Raw genomic sequence first — 15780 nt, 5'->3', positions numbered from 1 at the left:
GGGCACCGGCAACTCGTTCTTCGTCGTCCAGACGCAGCCGGGCGAGTTCATCAACGTCAACCAGACGGGCAGCAACAACACGGCGGTGACCCAGAGCGGCGCCACCGGCAGCGGCAGCTTCCAGGGCACTGCAGCACCGGCAGGCTTCCCGACCTTCTGATCGGCACGACAAGCCGAACATTACAGCCCCGGCCGAGCGATCGGCCGGGGCTTTCGTTTGTGCGCGGGGGCCGTCTCGAACGCCGCTGGTGCAACGCAGCATCACCTGGCCGGCAAGTCTCACAGGGCTCTAGACGAGCAGAAAAAGTCGAGGTAACCCGCACTTAGAGGGTGGGGGGCGAGCCGTGGGGTCCGTTCCCGTCTCTGCGCGGATGCTTGCAAGTCGAGCGCCGAGAAACAAATGGCCGGAAGGCCGATAGGGAGCGTTTCATGATTTCCAAGCATCTTTTCGTCGGCATCTCGATGCTGGCGCTCGCCGCCGGAACGGCCGGCGCACAGAGCAACAACAACCAGGTCAGCACGTCCGGCAGCGGCAGCACCGGCTTCTGCAACAACAGCGGCACCAGCGGGAACATCTGCCGCATCACCCAGGTCGGCGATAACGATCAGGCTTCCGTGTCTCAGAACGAGTCTTCGACCCGCAACACGGCGATCATCACCCAGATCGGGGACAATGACAGCGCTTCGATCAACCAGAGCGGCAACGACAATTTCGGCATGCTTCTGCAAGGCACGTCCACGCAGCGCGCCAGCAACAACTATTCCGGGCTTTATCAGGATGGGTACCTGAACAGCGCCACGGTGCGTCAGAACGGGGACTACAACTATTCCTACATCACGCAGCAGGGCGGGGAGCTGAATCCCAACTCGACGAGCGGCGCGAGCCTCGAAGGCAGCGGAAACATCGTGACCGTGACGCAGAACACGTCGCAGAGCTCCGGCACCGCGACCTTCAATTATGTGCAGCAGGTCGGCAGCCGCAACAGCGTCTCTGTTGTTCAGAACGGCGTCAGCCAGAACAGCAACATCGTGCAGGGCAACACTGACAACCAAAACTATCGATCCTCTGAGCAGGTCACCTCGATCTACGCCGCATACAGCAACAGCGCGACTGTATTGCAGAACGGCTCGTTCGGCTCATCGGACATCTATCAGGGTGGGTACAACGAGGGCTCGACCACGGTGACGAACAACGTTGCCAATGTCGCCATGAACAGCGAGAACAGCACCGGCACCGGCTTTGGAGGCGCGGCGAACATTTCCGGAGTGTACCAGTATAGCAGCGGCAACTCGGCGCTGGTTCGAATGACGGGCGGCACCAATGCCAGCGGCTTCGGGACCAGCAACTCCAACACCCGGAACATTAGCAACATCTACCAGCAGAATTCGGCGCAGTCCTCGACGGTCCTGTCGAACAATGTGGCGCGTGCCTTCATCGGCCGCGGCGACCAGCTCCGCAGCGAGATCTATCAGGACGGCCGCAACAACTTTGCCGAAGTCACGCTTGCTTCCGGCGTCGCGGGCAGCAATGCGAACGTGCAGGGCGGGCGCTCCACCGGCAACTCGAGCAGCATAGAGCAATATGGCAACGGCAGCGTCGGCATCGTGGTGACGCAGGCAGGCCGTGGCCAGACCGGCCAGGGCATCGGCAACTATCTCACGATCACCCAGAACGCGACCGCCAATTACGCAGCTCCAAGCGGCGGCGTGACCGGCTTCACCCCCGGTAGTGAAACGGCGTACTTCCCCGGTTCGCGCGGCCTGTATGCGATTACGTACCAGCAGGGTCAGTTCGGCGACCTCAGCATCAACCAGAGCGATACGAACGCCGGCGGCGGCGGCTCCGGCACCACCTATTCGAACGGGGCAGTTGCGCGTTCGCGGGCGCAGGTGTTCCAGGCCGGCCGTCTGATGAGCGTGACGGTCAACCAGAGCGGCGACAACTTCGCCGACGTGACCCAAGGCCGGCTCGGCGTTGATGCGAACGGTACGATCAACCTCGATCAGACGGACGCCGGCGACACCTCGGTTGCCGGCGGCGGGTTCGATCCTCAGGGCAACCCGAACAGCAGCTTCAACCGTCAGTCGAACACGGCGACGATCGTACAGTACGGCACCAGCAACACGATCTTCGCGCAGCAGAACACGCGTGCGGGTTCGGCCACGATCTTCCAGAACGGCGGCTCGACGAACAATGTCGACATGCAGCAGGGAACGGGCAGCACCCAGTTCTTCAATGGCGACTCGCCGAACACGATCAGTGCATCGCCGAGCACGGGTGGGAACACCCAGAACCTCAGCGCGAGCATCACCCAGGGCGGCAGCAACAACGGCATGCGCGTCCGTCAGGACGGCACCAACCTGGTGGCGACGGTCTCGCAGCTTGGTACCGGCACCGGTGCTCCGATCGCTGCCAATGCCGGCAATGCGCAGGGCAGCACTCAAGGTAACCAGTCGAACGTCGGCAACATCATCCAGGTGATCCAGCAGGGCACCAACAACCAGGCGACTGCACGTCAGACGGCGAATGTCGGCCAGTCGGCGGCGGGTTCGGTTGCAAGCGGCACCGGCGCTGCTGCGGCCTCGCCGGGTGCGTTCACGGGCGGCGCCCGCTCTCCGGAGATCAACATCCTCCAGGGCGGCACCGGCCAGCGTGCCTATGCCGAGCAGCGCGGCAAGGGCCAGGTTGCACGGATCGAGCAGAGCGGCACGAACAACACGGCCGGCATCCTTCAGGATACCGGAGCGACGAACGCCACTGCCCGGATCACCCAGACGGGCACCGGCAACTCGTTCTTCGTCGTCCAGACGCAGCCGGGCGAGTTCATCAACGTCAACCAGACGGGCAGCAACAACACGGCTGTGACGCAGAGCGGCACCACCGGCACCGGCAGCTTCCAGGGCACCGCAGCCCCGGCAGGCTTCCCGACCTTCTGATCGGCACGACAAGCCGAACATTACAGCCCCGGCCGAGCGATCGGCCGGGGCTTTTTGTTTCTGGCCAAGTTGGTGCGCGGGCCCCGCGAATGTATGTACGACCCGGGCCGGAGCCGAACCGCCAGAGCCGGAACGTAATTCGAAGGGGGAATGGTGATGGCAGAACTGCCCGACGCGGTGTTCATTCATGGGCTGGGAGACCGGAGGGAAAGTACCTTTCCCCTTTCCGATGCGGTGGGAAGCGCCGTCAGGCCCTGGGCGTTAGACCTTCCCGGCCACGGAGGGCGTCCGATGCCGGACAGGCTCTCCGCGGAAGGGTTCGCACGCGATCTCGTGGAGGGCCTCGACAAGGCAGGAGTCGCCGATCCCTATCTGTTCGGCTGGAGCTACGGCGGCCGGGTCGCTCTTTCGGCTGCCTATCATTTTCCGGGCAGGTTCCGCGGCATCTGCCTTCTCGGCACCAATTACGTGCTCGACCACGCGCTCAAGCTTGGCCTTGCCCATTACGATCCCGAACGCATCCGATCCACTCCGCTTCTGCCTCATGAGCTGGAGATGTTCCGGATGATCCACTCCCGCATCCTGGACCTGCTCAACGACCCTCCGGAGCTCACGGACGAGGTTCTTCGCGCGATCGAGACACCGGTGCTGGTACTTTCAGGCACGCAGGATCCGGTCGTACCCGTCGAGGATGCCAAACTCCTCTTCTCGCTCCTGAAGAACGCCCGGTTCGTCCTGTTCGAGGGCAGTGCTCACCCTGGCAAGGCCATTCCCTTCCCGGTCGTCGCCGAGCATTTCTCGGCGTTCGTGCGGGACGTGGAGGCAGCACGAGGCTCTGTCGGTGCGGCAGATCCCGGATCCTCCGGCGGTCCGTAGCGCGGGCTGCGCTAGGCCACCCGGCTCCGGCCGCGGGCAAGGGCGGTGGCGAGGGCGAGGCTTACCGCGGCGGCGTCATAGGGTTTCCTGACGACGTCGAATTCTGCGGCCGCGTTGCCGACCGTCTCCTGGCTGTAACCGGTGGCGAGCACCACCGGCAGGCCGGGCCGCGTCTGCCGGAGCGTCCGAGCAAGCTCGACTCCGCTGATCCCCGGCATGACGACGTCGGTGAAGACCACGTCCACGTCGCCCGCGCCGGCCGCCGCGAGCGCCTGTTCGGCATCCTCGGCGCAGGTAACGGTGCAATGCAGCTCCTCGAGCAGCTGCCGCCCGAACTCGCGCACCTGGCTGTTGTCCTCGACGAAAAGGACCCTGAGGCCTTCGGGGAGGGCGGCGGCGCTCTTCTCGTCGGCCGATGTGCTGAGCTCCTTGTCCGAGCGCGGCAGGATGAGCTTCACGCCTGTTCCCGCGCCCTCGGCTGACTCGACCTCCGCGCGCCCGCCCGCCTGCGCCGCGAAGCCGTGGATCTGCGAGAGGCCGAGGCCGGTGCCCTTGCCGACCGGCTTCGTGGTGAAGAAAGGCTCGAAAGCGCGTTCGAGCACGTCCGCGGGCATGCCGGTGCCGGTGTCGCGGATGGTGAGGCCGATGAAGGCGGCGCCGTCCTCGACAATGTCCTCGGTGTGGAGCGTCAGGGTGCCGCCGTCCGGCATCGCGTCGCGCGCGTTGAAGGCGGCGTTGAGGATCGCCGTTTCCATCTCGGCCGGATCGACCTCGACATGGGCGGTGGAAGCCCCGAGCTGGAGGACGACCGCGATCCGGCTGCCGATGGTGCGCGAGAGCATTTCGGCAAGCGCGTCGAGCCGCACGTGAAGGTCGATCACCTCGGTCCGGAGCGGCTGCCGGCGGCCGAAGGCGAGGAGGTGGCTGGTGAGCGTCGTCGCCCGCTCGGTCGTCTCGGCGATCGCCTCGAGATAGCGCTTCCTCTTGTCCTCGGGCATGTCCGGGCGGCGGAGCAGGATATCGGTCGATCCGGCGATCACCGTCAGCAGATTGTTGAAATCGTGGGCGATGCCGCCGGTGAGCTCGCCAAGCGCCTGGAGCTTCTGGGCCTGGGCTGCGGCCGCGCGGGCTTCGGCGAGCTCGTCCTCGGCGCGCTTCCGGTCGCTGACGTCGCGGGTGATCTTGGCGAAGCCGACATGCTTGCCCGTCTCGTCATGGATGGGATCGATCACGACATGGGCCCAGAAGAGCGTTCCGTCCTTCCGGACCCGAAGCGCCTCGCGCTCATATTTGCCCTCGCGGAGCGCGGTCGCGAGCGCGCGCTCCGGCTCGCCCTGCGCCCGGTCCTGCTCGGAATAGAAGCGCGAGAAATGCTGGCCGACCACCTCGTCCGCCGAATAGCCCTTGATCGCCTCGGCACCCGCATTCCAGTTCGTCACCCGCCCATCGGGATCGAGCATGTAGATCGCATAGTCGCGAACGCCCTGGACCAGCATCCGGAAGCGCTGCTCGCTTTCGAACAGCGCCGTGTCCCGCTCCCGCCGCTCGGTGATGTCGCGCGTGATCTTCGCGAAGCCGATCAGCTTCCCCTCTGCATCGCGGATCGGATCGAGCACGGCGCTCGCCCAGAAGCGGGTGCCGTCCTTCCGCACCCGCCAGCCCTCGGCCTCGAAGCGGCCTTCCCGGGCGGCGATCCGAAGGGCCCGGGCGGGCAGGTCGGCCTCCCGGTCCTCATCGGTGAAGAAGCGGGAGAAATGCTGGCCGATGATCTCGTCGGCGCCATATCCCTTGAAACGCTCCGCCCCCGGGTTCCAGGTGGCGATCCGCCCCTCGGGATCGAGCATGTAGATGGCGTAGTCGGTGACCGCGTTGACGAGCTGCTGGAAGCGCAGCCCGCTATCTTCGGCGCCTTGGGCGTTGGGGTCGTCCATTCTCATCCCGTGTCGGGCCCACGGCCGCCGGTTACCCCCACCCCGGCTTTATGCCATATCCATTAAGCGCCCGTTGACAAGCTTTCGTGGGCCGTTTGCGGTGGCGAGGCACCCGAAGCGGCAGCCTATTGTCGGCTCCTGCGACCGCCGATAGGCTGCGGGGCAGGGGGTGCCGATGCGGAAGATGTTGACGAATGCGGGCCTGGCCTTGTGCCTCTGGTCCGGCCTTGCCACGGGCTCGGCGGCGGCGGTGCACGGCGTTGCCCCGGCCCAGGACGCGAAGGCGGCGGAGGAAGAGAAGAGGGACGAGTTCATCCTCGGCAATATCGTCTTCGTGCTGTTCCATGAGTTCGGGCATGCCCTGGTCTCCGAGTTCGAGCTTCCGGTGCTGGGGCGCGAAGAGGACGCCGTCGACCGCTTCGCGACCTTCCTCCTCACGCCCGAGGGCGGCGAGGACGAGGAGTCGGATCCCTCCACCATCCTCATCGATTCGATGCGCGGCTGGTTCGCCGCATCGGAGCGGACCGAGCTTGCCGAAATCGAATGGTGGGACGAGCACGGGCCGGACCAGCAGCGCGCCTATCAGATCGCCTGCCTTCTCTATGGAGCCGATCCGAAGAAGTTCGGAGCGATGGCGGACGAAGTGAAGCTTCCGGAAGCGCGCAAGGAAAGCTGCCCGTCCGAGGCGGAAAGCAATTCGGGGAGCTGGATCAAGGTCGCGAAGCCGCACGTGCTCGGCGACGACGAGAAGCCGCCGAAGCGGATCGAGGTCACCTACGGCCCGGCCGGCGACTATGCGCTCGAGCGCGACCTCCTCAAGGAGAGCGAGCTTCTGGAAGGGGTCGCAGCGGAGCTCACGAAGACGTTCCGCCTCCCGCGCAAGCTCACCATCGCCGCGCGGAAATGCGGCGAGCCCAACGCCTTCTGGGACTCCGAAGCGGCCGAAGTGCAGATCTGCTACGAGCTGCTCCGCGAATATCGGGAGCTGTACGACCAGCAGAAGCGCTGAGGCGTCGCCCGCCTATCTGACGCTCGCGCCCTTCTCGTTGATCGCGACGCAGGCTGCCTCGCTGCGCCCGGACGAGCCGGTGCCCTTCTTGCTGATCGCGTGGCGGAGCACCTGCCCGTTCTGCGTGGCGGAGGTCTTGACGTCCTTCTGCGCCACGTCGCCGCATGCCGCATTCGGATCGGCGGAGCGCCCCGCCATGCCGGTGCCCTTGGTGTTGATTGCATGCGCCGGCGCGGCCACGCTCTTGATGTTGGAGCGCGAGGTGTTGATCGTCGCTGCGTGGGCACCGGCCGATCCGCCCGTCGATGAAGGCGGGTTCGCCTTCTGCATGGGCGGCAGCTTCTTGAAGCAGAAGGTGTTGCCGTTCCCCTTGTCGGACCAGGTGCCGCCTTCTTCCTCGCACTTGATCTGCTCGGCGCTCTTCTCGGCCGCGGCCGGCGTCGTTCCGACCCAGGATGCGCCGAGCACGACGAGCGCGGACGCGGCGAATTTGCTGAAACGAGACATGGCTTCTCTCCTTGATTCGCGGAGAGCGGCTTCGATGCCACTTCTGTTGGGCGCGCGGGCGCCGGTCATGGATGCTGCGCCTGTTTTGCCGAATCCGCAATGGTGCCGAGCCATGCGCCGGAGGCTGTCCGGCGAACGCCTGTAGACAAAGCCGAATAATCCTTTAGCTTCCGCTAGTTGAGTGAAGGTTCGAGGGGATGAAATGATGTTCCGTTACATGCTCGCCGCGGCGGTTCTGATCGCGGCAGGTCATTCTCCGGCCTCGGCCCGCTGGCTCGAGGCGAAGTCGCGGCACTTCATCATCTATTCCGAGCAGAGCCCGAAGGAGCTTCGGGAGTTCGCCGAGGAACTCGAGCAGTTCGACAAGGGCGTGAGGCTGGTGCGCGCCATGGACGATCCGGATCTCACCGAATCGGGGCGCCTCAAGATTTTCGTGCTTCGCAAGCAGAGCGACGTGGCCGTCATGGCGGGAGCGGATCCCAGCAGCGGGATTCATGGCTATTATCGCGGCAAGGCGACGGGGCCGCTGGCGTTCATCCACTCGGAGCAGCCGCGCGACCCCACGGAGCTCGGCGCCAAGATGGTGCTGCTCCACGAATATACCCACCACCTCCAGCTCGCCTCCACCAACCTCGCTCTGCCGCTGTGGATGACGGAAGGGACGGCGGAATTCTTCGCAACCGCCCGCAAGACCGCCGACGGCTCGCTGATGTTCGGCGCGCCGCCCCAGCACCGGGCCTATGGCGTGTTCCAGCTCATGAGCCTCAGCGTCGAGGAGATGGTTGGGGTGACCAATCCCAAGCTCGAGCCCGCGGAGCGCGAGCAGGTCTATGCACGCGGCTGGCTGCTGGTCCACATGCTGGTGTTCGACAAGGCCCGCGCCGGCCAGCTCAACGCCTATGTCGCCAACATCCAGAAGGGCATGACCGCGCTCGATGCCGCCAAGGCCGCCTTCGGCGATCTCGGCAAGCTGAGCCGGGACCTCGCCCAATATCAGCGCCAGAACAAGTTCGCGGGCTTTGCGGTGCCGGCGGCGAAGCTGCAGACCTCGGCCGTCGCGGTCCGCGAGCTTTCGGAGGCCGAGAGCGCGATCATGCCGACCATCATGCGCTCCGAGAACGGCGTCGACGCCAAGCTCGCCCAGCGCGTCCTCGACGGGGCCCGCAAGGTCCAGGCCCGCTACCCCGACGATCCCGTCGTCCTCGCGGCGCTTGCCGAGGCCGAGCAGGATGCCGGCAACGACGCCGCCGCGGTCGCGGCCGCGGACAAGGCCTCGACCGGTGCAACGGCCTTCAAGGCGATGACGATGAAGGCGAGGGCGCTCCTGTCGATGGCGCGCAAGGACCCGGCCAAGACCGACTGGACCGCGCTTCGGGCGCTGATCGGCAAGGTGAACCGCCTCGATCCCGATGCCGCCGAGCCGTTGCTCCTCTATTACCAGACGTACGCCGCCCAGGGGATCGCTCCCACCAAAAATGCGGTCGAGGGCCTCCTCTACGCGCAGCAGCTGGTTCCGCAGGACGATGCGCTTCGCATGGTCGCGGTTCGGCAGATGATCTCCGATTCGAAGCTTGCCGAGGCGCGCAGGCTGTTCAGCCCGCTTGCCAACGATCCCCACGTCAGCGCGAAGAACCGCGAGTTCCGCACGAAGCTGATGGCGCTCCTGACCGCGGGCGACGGCAAGGGCGCGCTCGCTTTCCTCGACGAGGAGAAGAAGAAGACGGAGGCGGAGGCCAAGAAGAAGAGCTAGCCGGCCGCGCGTCCGCGGGTGCCGGCCGGCGGAATGGCCTTGCAAAATAGGATTTCGCCTGCGCTATCATAGGGATGCCCCGTCCCTTCAAGCGTTCCCAGGCGGCTCAGAACCGGCGCTTCCTCCGGGCGCTCGAACGCACCGGCAACGTCCGGCTCGCCGCCCGCGAACTCGGCGTCCACCGCGGCACCTACACGAAGCGCCGCGCCCGCTGCCCCGCCTTCGCCGCGCAATGGGAGGCCGCTTTGGCCGCCTCCCAGGCCAACCTCCACCGATCCGGAAGAGCATGTGCGCTTGAAATTCCTCCCCGGAACGGGGAGGGGGACCGCCTGAGCGGCGGTGGAGGGGCCGGCCGACGGCCCGTCGATAGCCTGCGCCCCCTCCGCACGCGCGGCGGCGAACCCACCCTCGTCCACCTCAAGAACGGCCGCCTCCAGCTCCGCGAGGCGCTCCCCGGCCGGATGACGGCCGAGACGATCGAGGCGTTCCTCGAAACGCTCGAGGACACGGCCAACATCCGCCTCGCCGCCGAGGCCGCCGGGGTCGCCCACAGCAGCATCCTCGCCCGCGCCCGTCGCGATCCGGGCTTCGCGGCAATCGTCGCCGCGACGGTCGCCGAGGCCTCCGCCCGCCTCCCCGCCGCCGCGGCCGCACTCACCGCCGAGATCGCCCGCGAAGTCGAAGCGGGCAGGGACGAACGGCCCCACTGGCCCCCCGGCCTCACCGTCGCCCAGGCCCTCCACGCCCTCCGCGGCCGCCGCTGAAGGGGGAGGGGACGCTGAGCGCTTGGAAATGAGGGAGGAGCGCTGCAGCCACTAAGCCTGCGGGTTCCGCCAACGAAGACTCGCCGCGGCACCCGCTCGGCCACCTCGCGCTCTGCGTCTACCTATGGCCGATATGCGCCATTGCAGACACAGCTGGGCACGTTGGCGAACGTCCGGATCTGGCCGGAAGCGGACTGTCTCCTTTTGAACGACCGGAGCGGCAAAGCAGGCCTCAGACCAAGAGCGGCCAAGGCCGCTACCGACCCAACGCCGACATTCGCCTCCTCGAGCTAAGCGTCGGTATGCGTCAATCCGTGGGTTAAGGTTCGTTGTAGCTCGACATGTTCGATCAAGATCTTCCAGCAAGCATGAGGCGGCTTACCCTTCGACTGGTGTGACATTGTCGTCAGAGTTGCGGTCGACGAGAAGATTGTAGGGATCGGCGCCTGCATAAGCAGGCTTGGCAGCTGTCATGAGCTTGATCTGCTGTGTGCCGCTACGCACGTCCATTCGCTGCAGCGCGAGCACATCTATTGCGTGGAGCGGACCCCAGCCGGGGGCGGCGGTGAACAGGCCGTAGTCTATGCCTTCCGCAAGCGGCACTTCAGTCTCCCTTCCCCTGCCATCTGCGTGATATTTATGAGCCTCGACGATGAGCGTCGTTTCGTAACGGCCATCCGGCATCTTGCGGACACGCGCCGCTTTAGTTTTGATGTTATAGAGGGTAACCTTCTCGAAAAGATCAGTAATCAGCCGGTTTTCGGCCGCGCTGGCACCCTTTCGAAACTCGGCGATCAGGTCGAGCGAACGCGGGTAAGGGGCGGAGCGAAACCTGAAGCGGCCGATGTAGCGGCGCAGCGCGCCGTTGACGCGATCCTCGCCGAGCACGTCCTTCAACCGGTACATTGCCAGCTCGCCCTTTTGATAGTGGAGGTAGGGCTGGTTTTCGACCCGCACGAGCGGCAGCTCCTCCACAGCCTCACTACCGCGCGACGCCAGATACGTGTTGAGCTCGTGCTTCAGATAGCGGCGAACGTCGTCGCGGCCGGTGGTCTTCTCCATCACCATCAGCGCCGCATATTGCGCAAGCGTTTCCGTCAGCATCGTCCCGCCCTGCATATCCGCGCTGCTGACCTGGTTTCCCCACCATTGATGGGCCAGCTCGTGCGCCACGATCTGGCTGATGACGTCGAGCCTGCTCGTGTCGGACAGGTCTGCAATGAAGCCGAAACCCTCCGAGTAGGGGAACGTGCCGGCAAAGGACTGCGCTGCGGTCCGATAGGCCGGGAACTCGACAATGCGGGCATGCCGGAACTGATAGGGTCCGAAGGCGGCCCGATATACGTCGATCGCGCGCGCGGATGCAGCCAGCATCCGTTCGACATTCCGGGGGTGCTGCGCATCATAATAGACCGCGAGCTCGACGCCATTATGATGCACGCTCCGCTTCTGATAACGGGCAGATTGCAGCGAGAAAAAGTTCTGGATCGGCAACTCGCTTACGAAGCGCGCGGTGCGGCGCCCGTCCCTTATGCTGTCCGCGACTTTCAAACCGGGGGCGACTGGCGTCTGGCCGGCGTCGGTTGTGAAAGCGATATCAGTCTTGACCCAATCGCCGCGGAGCTGACTGAAGCCTGTCGCCGAAAGATCCTCCAACTTGGCAGCGCCCAGCTCCGCAGGCAGGCCGTATTTCCGCCGCTTGGCAGGCTCGCTAAGCAGGCGATGGCGATCCATTCCCACCGCCGGTAGAACTTCGAGGCTCTCGACGAAGGTGCCGTTACGGACCACGGCGACGTCGTTGCCGTCGTTGCGGAAGCCGATTTGATGGCGAACAGTGGTGAAGGCGACGCGCGCCACCGCCCCCGGCGCCAACGGGGTGGCGAAGCGGTAGATGCGGTATTGAAAAGAGGGATAAGCCTTGGCCAGCGTCGCGCCGGACACAGTCAGCGCGGTCCAATCTGTATCCCGCGAGCGCATTCGGAGATGGACTTCGGACAGCGGCACCGCCTGGCGGTTCATCAATTCGAGCGTGCCGCTCGTCACCAGCTTTCGCTGGTCCGGCCATAGATTCGCCTTCACCTGGACTGCGGTAACCACAGGCTGGAGCGCCTTCTCGTAAGGGAGCAGCTGCCTTTCATAGTCGCTCAGATACCGCTCGTGGGCGCCCGGGGTGCGAAAGTCGTTCCAGACATGGGTGTTGATGAAACACCAGGTTCCGAGTCCGACGAAGGCGAGGGTTGCCACCGCTGCGGCTCCACCCGCAGGGCCTTGCAGTCGGCGTGGCAGGCGCTTCAACCGGGGCAGGAGACGCGTGTCGGCACCACGGCGCCACAGCAGATGGCTGAGCACCAAAAGGAGGGCGGCGAACGCTGCCCAATAAGCGCGGAAGCTCCAGGCGCCGATCCAGAAGTGGCCCTGCCCGTTCATGTCGGAGAGCGGCACCGCCGGCCCCTGCGCATAAGTATAGAGATGGTCGTTCAGGCCGAGCTGCGGGAGAGCCGACCGGGAGACCACGAAGATCAGCATGATTCCCCACCCGACGAATTTGTGGGGACTGATCACCTGCACGAACACAGCGAGGATCGCGATCAGCACATAGTCCACTACGTTGGGCAACACGTACCAAAGCAGATATCTGGCGAGCTCGAAGTTGGTGTAGGCGTGGAATGATTGAATCGCGATCGCAGCGATCAATCCCACGAGTAGCGTAGAGACAAGAACCAGCGCCACGGCGAGGGTCTTCGGGAGGGCGTATGCCCAATCGGGAATAGCGCTGGCCCCGATGATCTCGTGGATATCGTAATCGCTCTCGAGCCAAACCAGCTCGCTGCTGTAATAGATCGCGACGATGAGGGGGATCAGCGTGAAACTGCCGTTGAGCAGGTCGATCATCAGGCGCGTCACGGGCAAGGAAGAGGTGCCCCACATCGGGTTGAGCGCGTGCAGCCCCAGCACGGAGTGGATCAGGCCGAGCACCAACAGCACAACCAAGGCGGGGCTGCGGAACACCTGCGCCATGTCCAGCCGGGTGCGGGCCCGCAACTGAGCCCAGGCTATGGCACGGTTGAAGCCTGGATCGGCCCGTGGGATGGCCCTCCCTGCGGGTCCGATCGGCGCAGCGGATTGCACCTCAGCCCTTGCGGCCGCGCGCGGCGCGCGAGGTGCCGGTGCTGAAGCGAAACCTGGCATAGGCCAATCCGAGGAAGGCGGCACCGGTTGCGATCCAGATTATCCGGTTCCACAGCAAAACCCCGTAGATCGGCGTGCTCAACGTGTTGAGTTCGACCGGAGTCCAGTATCGGGTCAGATGGGCAACGGCGCTGAACCCGAGCGGATCGACGTAGGCCGCCAGAGCGCCTTGACCACCCGTCAACGCGACGCCGGCCGCCCACAACACCAGCAAACTGACAACCCCGAGATACGTCGCCACCGTCGACCGGGTCATCGTTGCCAGTGAGAAAAACAGCGCCGAGGTCAGGAACAGATTGGGCAGTGCAATGCTCAGATACGGCACGAGATAGGCGGGCAAGCGGTTCGGCTCCAACCCCGTCGGATCCAGCCATGGCATCAACGTAGCGAGCCATAAAGCTGCGGGGATCGCGAGGAAGCCGACCGCAGCGGCGAGGAAGGCGCCAAGATAACGCCCGAACAGGTATTGCGACTTTGAGATGCGGGTGGCGCGAACGATCGGGCCGAAGCCTGTGCGGTCATCGCGCACGATTACGTTCGACACGAAGGCCGCCGAAACGAACATGTAGAGGACGGAGAGCATCAGGTAGAGTTGCGCGATCTTATAAGGCGCATTCCTATGGACCCCGGGGCCCATCCCGATCGAATTTGGTCCTGTCGAAGCTTTGAAGACGAGCAGCGCGAACAGGATGACCGCGATCGAGAATATCGGGTTGCGCAGCTGGTAGCGAAGCTCGAACTGCGCGATCTTGATAAGCATCATTCCGCTCCTCTCAACCCGCTGCGCGACGGGATGCGTCAAGCGCCGAGAAATAGACGTGCTCGAGGCTGCCCTCTGCCGGCATGAACCCTTCGCCAGGGGGAGTGTCGGACGCGACGTGAATGATGGTTTGCCCACCGGACATACGCGTGGAAATCACACGATGGTCGGCGGTACACTGGTCCAGCGCCCCACGCTCGATGGTCTTCTCCCAGACCCGGCCGCGCAGTTCGGCGACGAAATGCTGCGGCGCGCCCTCGGGCAGGACACGGCCGTCTGCCAACACCGCCAAGCGCGAGCAAAGGTCCGCGACATCATCAACGATGTGGGTGGAGAGAATGACGACAACTTTCTCGCCGATCTCCGCCAGCAGGTTCAGGAAGCGATTGCGTTCCTCTGGGTCAAGGCCGGCCGTCGGCTCATCGACCACGATCAGCCGGGGACTACCTATCAGCGCTTGGGCAATACCGAAGCGTTGGCGCATGCCGCCTGAGAGACGCGCCAGGGCTTTCTTGCGCACGTCCCACAGATTGACCTGGTGGAGCAGAGCCTCGACGGTGTCCTTCCGTTCAGCGCGACTTGCGAGGCCCTTCAGCACCGCCATGTGATCGAGCATGTCGTAGGTGGAGACGCGCGGATACACGCCGAAGTCCTGCGGTAGATAGCCCAGGGACCGGCGAAGCGCCTCAGGCGCGTCGAGAACGTCGATGCCATCGAAGGTGACGCTGCCCGCCGTCGGCGACTGCAGCGTCGCAACGATCCTCATCAGCGTCGACTTGCCGGCGCCATTCGGGCCGAGCAGGCCGAACATGCCGGCAGGTATGGAGAGGCTCACATCGTGGAGCGCTCGCGTGCCGTTATCGTAGACATGACTGAGATTATTGATGGTCAGCATATCACCCTCACGCACGCCTCACGCCACCTCGGCCAATTCCGCGGTAGAAAAGAAGCGATCTATCGGCAGAGCAGAGCCTTGGAGCGGTGGTCGGCTGGTGCCCGAGCGGGTGGTATAGGTCGGCGCAGCAGGGGGGTTGTTGATCATCGTATCTCACCTAAGACAGCATCCCGGCGGGACACCTCCCGTTTGTGAGAAGGTGGAAAAGCGATGGTTGGCGAGCGTCTTTTCGTGAGTGCACCTACATTCTTCGTAAGCGGCCGCTCCGATGAGTGTTCCTCGGGAAATCATGCTGCGCATCCGGCATGCGCGTGGAATCTGGCTGCCTGAGATGTGGGCTCAAGCACGCCGAGCTGTTCGCCAGCCCCTTTTTGCTGCGAGTATTCTCTTCGCCGTGATCCTCACGGTCGCGGGTGCGTTCGGCACCTTCAGGATCGTCCTGCCATTGCGGCTCATTTACTGGATCCTGATGACGTTCTGCGCTGCGGGCTTTCTTCTCGCCGTCGATCGCTTCCTTGGCCGGACGTTCGTTCGTGCGTGGGCAGCACGCGTGGCTACGGTGGTAGTGACTGCTGTGCCCGTGGCGCTCCTCTCAACTGCAGTCGGCACTTTGCTCCTTCCGGTGCAGACATTCGCGTGGCGGTTCCTTGAATTTTATCCAGGGGCGGTGGTCCTGAACATTCTACTGCTCGCCCTTTGGCGGCTGACGAAAACACGGGACGTGATCGTGGAGGTCGCGACAACCGCTCTGCCTGCGAACACCGTGCCGCCTCGAATTGCTTCCAAGCTTCCGCCAAGGATGGCCCGTAGCCGACTGTTGGCCGTGGAAGCACAAGATCACTATCTGAGAGTAGCAACCGGTGACGGAGACGCACTCGTCTATATGCGGTTTACAGATGCGCTTGAAGCTCTTGAGCAGAGTGATGGGGTCCGCGTGCATCGATCCTGGTGGGTCGCCCGCACGTCGATCGACTCCATGAAGTTCGCCAGTGGCAGAGGGGAGCTAACGCTCGTGAACGGAGCGGTTGTTCCTGTTAGCCGCAGGTTCGCGTCCGAGGTGAAGCAGATGGCGCGACGGTCCACGCCCTAAAACCTTCGCAGAAACGGCCGCTTTCGTGGAAGTCCAGGCCCCGCGGCAAGGCCCCGCTTGGTTCGGAAAAAA

At 64.6% G+C, this 15780-nt stretch carries 11 protein-coding genes; 6 read left to right on the top strand and 5 right to left on the bottom strand.

Annotation, left to right across the window (positions count from 1 at the left end; all coding sequences use genetic code 11):
* Nucleotides 1-429: 429 nt before the first annotated feature.
* Together VF662_RS05605 and VF662_RS05600 are read left to right on the top strand one after the other, a co-directional pair.
* Nucleotides 430-2937 carry a beta strand repeat-containing protein gene (locus tag VF662_RS05605; protein ID WP_464138813.1) on the top strand — a complete coding sequence of 836 codons (2508 nt, stop codon included), beginning with the start codon at nucleotides 430-432 and terminating at the stop codon, nucleotides 2935-2937.
* 150 nt (nucleotides 2938-3087) lie between these two features.
* Entirely contained in the window at nucleotides 3088-3813 is a 726-nt protein-coding gene (locus VF662_RS05600) for an alpha/beta fold hydrolase (protein ID WP_464138812.1), read from the top strand.
* Nucleotides 3814-3824: 11 nt separating this feature from the next.
* Here VF662_RS05600 and VF662_RS05595 read toward each other — a convergent pair whose 3' ends face one another.
* Entirely contained in the window at nucleotides 3825-5744 is a 1920-nt protein-coding gene (locus tag VF662_RS05595; protein ID WP_464138811.1) for a hybrid sensor histidine kinase/response regulator, read from the bottom strand.
* A gap of 175 nt (nucleotides 5745-5919) precedes the next feature.
* Here VF662_RS05595 and VF662_RS05590 point away from each other — a divergent pair, with 175 nt between their 5' ends.
* Nucleotides 5920-6753, top strand: a complete 834-nt coding sequence (locus tag VF662_RS05590; protein WP_464138810.1) for a DUF4344 domain-containing metallopeptidase — start codon at nucleotides 5920-5922, stop codon at nucleotides 6751-6753.
* 12 nt (nucleotides 6754-6765) lie between these two features.
* On the opposite strand, the gene VF662_RS05585 is transcribed toward VF662_RS05590, so the two are convergent.
* Entirely contained in the window at nucleotides 6766-7260 is a 495-nt protein-coding gene (locus VF662_RS05585; protein WP_464138809.1) for a hypothetical protein, read from the bottom strand.
* A 202-nt stretch (nucleotides 7261-7462) separates the two neighbouring features.
* On the opposite strand from VF662_RS05585, the gene VF662_RS05580 reads away from it, so the two are divergent.
* Together VF662_RS05580 and VF662_RS05575 are read left to right on the top strand one after the other, a co-directional pair.
* The gene (locus VF662_RS05580; RefSeq protein ID WP_464138808.1) at nucleotides 7463-9010 is read left to right on the top strand and encodes a hypothetical protein; all 1548 of its coding nucleotides are present in this window, start codon (nucleotides 7463-7465) and stop codon (nucleotides 9008-9010) included.
* A gap of 74 nt (nucleotides 9011-9084) precedes the next feature.
* Entirely contained in the window at nucleotides 9085-9774 is a 690-nt protein-coding gene (locus tag VF662_RS05575) for a hypothetical protein (protein ID WP_464138807.1), read from the top strand.
* Nucleotides 9775-10152: 378 nt separating this feature from the next.
* Here VF662_RS05575 and VF662_RS05570 read toward each other — a convergent pair whose 3' ends face one another.
* The 3 genes from VF662_RS05570 to VF662_RS05560 all read right to left on the bottom strand — a co-directional run bounded on the left by VF662_RS05570 (nucleotide 10153) and on the right by VF662_RS05560 (nucleotide 14618).
* Nucleotides 10153-12792 (bottom strand): M1 family aminopeptidase, encoded by a 2640-nt coding sequence (locus tag VF662_RS05570; RefSeq protein WP_464138806.1) that lies wholly within the window; start codon nucleotides 12790-12792, stop codon nucleotides 10153-10155.
* Between the two features lie 112 nt (nucleotides 12793-12904).
* Nucleotides 12905-13723: an ABC transporter permease gene (locus VF662_RS05565; RefSeq protein WP_464138805.1), complete on the bottom strand. Its 819-nt coding sequence runs from the start codon at nucleotides 13721-13723 to the stop codon at nucleotides 12905-12907.
* A gap of 13 nt (nucleotides 13724-13736) precedes the next feature.
* On the bottom strand, nucleotides 13737-14618 hold the full coding sequence (locus VF662_RS05560) for an ABC transporter ATP-binding protein (RefSeq protein ID WP_464138804.1): 882 nt from the start codon (nucleotides 14616-14618) through the stop codon (nucleotides 13737-13739).
* A gap of 289 nt (nucleotides 14619-14907) precedes the next feature.
* On the opposite strand from VF662_RS05560, the gene VF662_RS05555 reads away from it, so the two are divergent.
* Nucleotides 14908-15708 carry a LytTR family DNA-binding domain-containing protein gene (locus tag VF662_RS05555; protein ID WP_464138803.1) on the top strand — a complete coding sequence of 267 codons (801 nt, stop codon included), beginning with the start codon at nucleotides 14908-14910 and terminating at the stop codon, nucleotides 15706-15708.
* The last annotated feature ends 72 nt before the right edge of the window (nucleotides 15709-15780 follow it).

The organism is Allosphingosinicella sp., from assembly GCF_036387215.1.
Classification (GTDB): Bacteria; Pseudomonadota; Alphaproteobacteria; order Sphingomonadales; family Sphingomonadaceae; genus Allosphingosinicella.
This window is presented reverse-complemented; position numbering and strand designations above follow the sequence as displayed.

Excerpts from the sequence above, each read along its gene's own strand:
- VF662_RS05605 (WP_464138813.1), top strand. The coding sequence starts at position 430 with ATGATTTCCAAGCATCTTTTCGTCGGCATCTCGATGCTGGCGCTCGCC.
- VF662_RS05600 (WP_464138812.1), top strand. The coding sequence starts at position 3,088 with ATGGTGATGGCAGAACTGCCCGACGCGGTGTTCATTCATGGGCTGGGA.
- VF662_RS05595 (WP_464138811.1), bottom strand. The coding sequence starts at position 5,744 with ATGGACGACCCCAACGCCCAAGGCGCCGAAGATAGCGGGCTGCGCTTC.
- VF662_RS05590 (WP_464138810.1), top strand. The coding sequence starts at position 5,920 with ATGCGGAAGATGTTGACGAATGCGGGCCTGGCCTTGTGCCTCTGGTCC.
- VF662_RS05585 (WP_464138809.1), bottom strand. The coding sequence starts at position 7,260 with ATGTCTCGTTTCAGCAAATTCGCCGCGTCCGCGCTCGTCGTGCTCGGC.
- VF662_RS05580 (WP_464138808.1), top strand. The coding sequence starts at position 7,463 with ATGATGTTCCGTTACATGCTCGCCGCGGCGGTTCTGATCGCGGCAGGT.
- VF662_RS05575 (WP_464138807.1), top strand. The coding sequence starts at position 9,085 with ATGCCCCGTCCCTTCAAGCGTTCCCAGGCGGCTCAGAACCGGCGCTTC.
- VF662_RS05570 (WP_464138806.1), bottom strand. The coding sequence starts at position 12,792 with ATGGCGCAGGTGTTCCGCAGCCCCGCCTTGGTTGTGCTGTTGGTGCTC.
- VF662_RS05565 (WP_464138805.1), bottom strand. The coding sequence starts at position 13,723 with ATGCTTATCAAGATCGCGCAGTTCGAGCTTCGCTACCAGCTGCGCAAC.
- VF662_RS05560 (WP_464138804.1), bottom strand. The coding sequence starts at position 14,618 with ATGCTGACCATCAATAATCTCAGTCATGTCTACGATAACGGCACGCGA.
- VF662_RS05555 (WP_464138803.1), top strand. The coding sequence starts at position 14,908 with ATGCTGCGCATCCGGCATGCGCGTGGAATCTGGCTGCCTGAGATGTGG.